This window comes from Actinoplanes sp. NPDC051633, from assembly GCF_040681735.1.
Classification (GTDB): domain Bacteria; phylum Actinomycetota; class Actinomycetes; order Mycobacteriales; family Micromonosporaceae; genus Actinoplanes.
The window spans coordinates 1-4071 of the sequence record NZ_JBFAZH010000718.1 but is presented as its reverse complement, the minus strand read 5'-3'; the positions used below and the strand labels follow the sequence as shown (position 1 = coordinate 4071).

The window sequence follows — 4071 nt, the reverse complement described above, 5'->3', positions numbered from 1 at the left end:
GCCGCTCCTCCTGGCGGTGCAGCCGGGCCGCCTCCAGCGCGAGCGCGTTGCCGAAGTCGCGCTCCTGCTCGAAGCCGCGAGCCACCTCGTGGTGATGCTGCGAATACGCCCGCTCGACCGGGTCCCGGACCAGCACCACCAGCTTGGTGCCGGGCAGGTCGCGGGCGATCCGGGCGGCCGCCTGCGGGTGGTACATGTAATACGGGGCCGACTCGAAGGTCTGCGCCCGCACGCCGTACTTCTGGGTGATCCGGTCGCCGGTCCGCTGGAGCGGGAAGTGTGCGCGGTACCACGCCATGCCGCGGTGATACGACGTGTCGAAGTAGTGCACGCCCTTGTGCAGCACCGCCTTCAGCACCGCCGGGTGCGCGGCGAGCGCACGGTACAGCGACGTGGTGCCGCAGCGCTGCCCGCCGCAGATCAAGAAGGACGGCGTCATCCGTGCGGGCGCGGTGATCCGGCCGTACGAGCGGGACCCCAGGTGCACGACCCGCTTCATCGGCGCGGGCAGGTTGCGGACGTTCATTTCCTACAGCTCCTCGACCCGGCGGATCAGCACGGGCAGCAGCCAGGTGCCCAGCACGCCCAGGCGGGCGCCGGCCTCGGCCTGGCGGTCGGTCAGATAACGGGCGGCCAGATCGACCAGGTAGAGCAGCGCGGTGAGCTCACGCCCCTCGGCGGTCACCCCGAAGGGGGCGAGCAGCTCCGCCGACTGGCGAACCGTCGCCTCGACCGCGCCGGCGGCGTCGCCGGACGACTGGATGCGTCGCTGCAGCTCGTGATGCACGGCGTCGAAGCCCACGGGTACGCCCTGAGCGAAGCGCTCCCAGTCCCACACCAGCAGCGCGTCGGTCAGGTTCGCCATGTTCCACGGCGCCCAGTCGCCGTGCCACGCCCCGTACCGGAAGGTGGTGCTCCCGGAGTGCTGGGCCAGCAGCTCGGCCGCCGCGCACAGCGCGACCCCCTCGGGCCGGTCCTGCACCGACGCCAGCCGCCCCCGCAGCTCACTCCAGTACGGGCTGCCGACCAGCGGCCCGGCCGAATATCCGCAGCAGCCCGCGATGTCCACCATGGCGGTCGCCAGCCGGCGCGGGGTCAGCGGCGCCCGCGGCAGCCACACCGGCAGCGCCGACTGCACGAGCACCTGCAGGCCGCGCCACTGCCCGGCATGCAGCACCGTGGGCACGGTCAGCTTGGTCAGGCCCGAGCGGCCGAGCGCGATCAGCGCATTGGTCTCCGCGCGCACCAGGCGCTGGGTGAGCGGGCCGGTGCCCAGCTTGGCGAAACCGAACGTGTCGCCCTCGGGGCTGATCAGCTGCAGCACCGGCTTGCGGTTGGCCCGCGCCGGTCCGATGTGGATGCTGACGGCCAGGTCCCGGCCGAGCGCCTCGCGCAGGTGCGCGTCGATGCTGTCGCTCTCGGAAACGTGTACACGGTCTCGCAGCAGCACGCCGGAGGCACCCGTGCGCAGGGCCGCGACCACCGCGTCCCGCTTGAGTTTCGCGCCCCGGGACTGCGGCTCGGCGTAGCGCCGCACGGCCGCCGCCGCGACCTTGCGGGACCCGGCGGGCACCAGCAGGCGCGGCCGGCGGGCGTCCGGCACCACGTAGTACTCGGCGGTCGGGCCGCCCTCCGAGGGATAGAGCAGAGCGATGATCTCGTTCAGGTACTGCGTGCGGAGCGCGGCGTCGCCGGCGGTCAGCGCCGCCGGTGCGGTCTTCACTGGACTCATGCATCCCCCTCGAGTTCGTTGCGCCAGAGCAGCGCGACGGCCAGAACCATGAAGGCCAGAGGGGTGGCCAGCGCGTTGTACCAGAGCATCGCGCTGAACGATGTGACGATCGCGGCGCTGGCGGTGATCCCGATGGCGCTCCGGTCACGGCGGAACCGCCACAAGGCGTAGCCGAAGAAGCCCAGATAGCCGAGCGTGCCCGCGGCGCCGTGCGCGAAGAGCAGTTGCCACAGCTGGCCGTTGCCACCGACGGTGAAGTTGCCGCAGCGCTCGCAGCTCTCGCTCTCGCCGACCGCGATCGAGTTGCGGCCACCGATCGTGTTCCGGGTCGACCCGTATCCGACCACCGGCGACTGCGCGAAGCCGTCCATCGCCCGGTCGATCAGGAACGACCGCACGCCGTTGGACTTGCCGTTGTCCAGCCGGGCGTTCACCACGTCACCGAGCGGGCTGGCCAGCAGCGCCACCACCAGGCCGGCGGTGGCGACCGCGACCGCGCCGAGGATCCACACCTTGCCGAGCAGCACGTAGCGGAAGGCGACGTAGAGCACCAGCACGCCGAGGCCGATCCACAGGCCCCGGTTCAGCGAGACGACGGCCGGCGCGATGGAGACCAGCAGGCACAGCACGGCGAACAGGCGCGCGCCGGCCTTCTTCGACGACCAGGCGGCGACCACCAGCCACCCGGCCAGCAGGCAGAAGTTGTTGCCCCACGTGTTGGTGTAGCCCCACGGCGCGGCGGGCCGGGGCTTCTCGCCGCCGACGATGTCCATGATCTGTGCCGCGTACGGGTGCACCAGCGACTGCACGAACCCCTTGCCCCGCACGCCCGGCGGCAGCAGCCACTCCACCGGCGAGGTGAACTCGAAGTGCCCCGCCACCATGCCGAGCAACCCGCCCAGCACGGTCACCACGAACAGCCAGCCGAGCAGCTTCACCAGCCGGCGCCGCGGCAGCTCGAGCGCGGTCAGGTTCCCGGCGTAGAGCAGCAGCACGGTCATCGTCACGTAGAGGGTGAGCCGGTAGACGACCGCGAGCATCCGGTCGCTCGCGTGCTCGGCCACCGTGCCCGGCGGGTCCACCCCGAGCGTCACGACGCTGACCAGCACCGCTGCCAGGAAGAGCACCCACCAGCCGAAGCCGGGAGGCAGCAGCAGCGGGCGTCCGGCCGCGCGCCGGCGCAGCAGCAGCACCAGCATCGGCACGGCCATGATCGGGAAGATCAGCACGCCCAGCCCGAGCGCCCACCACAGTGGATAAAGGGCGAGCAGCGCGGTGACCGGCCACGCCGGCAGGGCCTGCTTCCTGGATGCGGCGGTCGTGTGCGCTGGCTGGGGCCGAGCCAGCAGCGTCACGACTCGTCGCTCTTCTCGCCGTCCTTCTTCGGCGGGGCCAGCTCGATCACCGCGGTGGCTTCGTCCGACGAACCGCCGTCGCTCTTCTGGCGAGGCGCCGGCCGCGTCGGGAAGCGCATCGTCTTCTCGGCATCCAGCACGGCGGTGTCTTCAGGCGACGGGGATGTGCTGTTTCCGGCAGGCGGGGTCAGGGCCACGGCCGGCGGCTCCACCTCGTCGCTTCGCAGGCCGGAGAGCCGCGGCAGGACCACCGCACCCAGCAGCGGCGTACCCACCCGGCGCAGCTGCTCGGCCGCGTCCGACAGCATCGGACGGCGGGCGCGGCGCAGCTCGACGGCCAGGATCGCCGCATCCGCCAGGCTGGCCAGGCTCTGCGCGTCCGCGCTGCTGCTGGTCGACGGCGCCTCGATCACCACGTAACCGGTCTGCCGGCGCAGCGCCTCGAGCGTGTCCCGCAGCCGCTGCGACTGCATCAGGCCCGCCGCGGTGGCCGCGCCGCCGGTGGTGATCACCCGTAATGAGGGGATGCGCGGCGTGCGCTGCATCGCCCTGGCCAGCCCGACCCGGCCCGCGAGCAGGTCGGACAGCCCTGGCATGGCGGAGACGCCGAGCATGCGGGCCAGCGGCGCCGCGTCCACGACACTGTCCGGCAGGTGGGCGCCGATCAGGACGACATCACTTCCGGTACGCGCCAGCGCGGCGGCCAGGTTCGCCGCCACGAGCGTGCTGGCCGAGCCACGGCTGGCCCCGGTCACCACGATGATCTGGTCGCCGGTGCCCAGGCTGGCCAGCACCTCGTTGCGCAGCCGGTTGAACACCCGGCCACCCGGCCCGTACGGCTGCAGCACGTCGTCGAAGTGCGGGGTGGTGCGCTCGTCCAGCGCCGCCAGCACCGGCATCCGTGCCCGGTCCCGCACGTCCGCCGCGGTCCGCAGGCGGCGGTCCAGCCGCTCCCGGGCGAAGGCCAGCGCCAGCCCGGCGAGC

At 72.7% G+C, this 4071-nt stretch carries 3 protein-coding genes and 1 pseudogene; all 4 read right to left on the bottom strand.

Translation table 11 applies throughout. The features are described from left to right. On the bottom strand, positions 1–526 hold a 526-nt coding region (locus AB0M20_RS30520; protein ID WP_364303779.1), incomplete at its 3' end, for a sulfotransferase. A gap of 3 nt (positions 527–529) precedes the next feature. Then, positions 530–1732, bottom strand: a complete 1203-nt coding sequence (locus tag AB0M20_RS30515) for a hypothetical protein (RefSeq protein ID WP_364303778.1) — start codon at positions 1730–1732, stop codon at positions 530–532. Further along, positions 1729–3087 carry a hypothetical protein gene (locus tag AB0M20_RS30510; RefSeq protein ID WP_364303777.1) on the bottom strand — a complete coding sequence of 453 codons (1359 nt, stop codon included), beginning with the start codon at positions 3085–3087 and terminating at the stop codon, positions 1729–1731. Before AB0M20_RS30510 ends, AB0M20_RS30515 begins: the two co-directional genes overlap by 4 nt. Then, positions 3084–4071, bottom strand: a pseudogene (locus AB0M20_RS30505) (lipopolysaccharide biosynthesis protein); the annotation flags it as partial. The pseudogene AB0M20_RS30505 and the gene AB0M20_RS30510, both read right to left, overlap by 4 nt.

Excerpts from the sequence above, each read along its gene's own strand:
- AB0M20_RS30515 (WP_364303778.1), bottom strand. The coding sequence starts at position 1,732 with ATGAGTCCAGTGAAGACCGCACCGGCGGCGCTGACCGCCGGCGACGCC.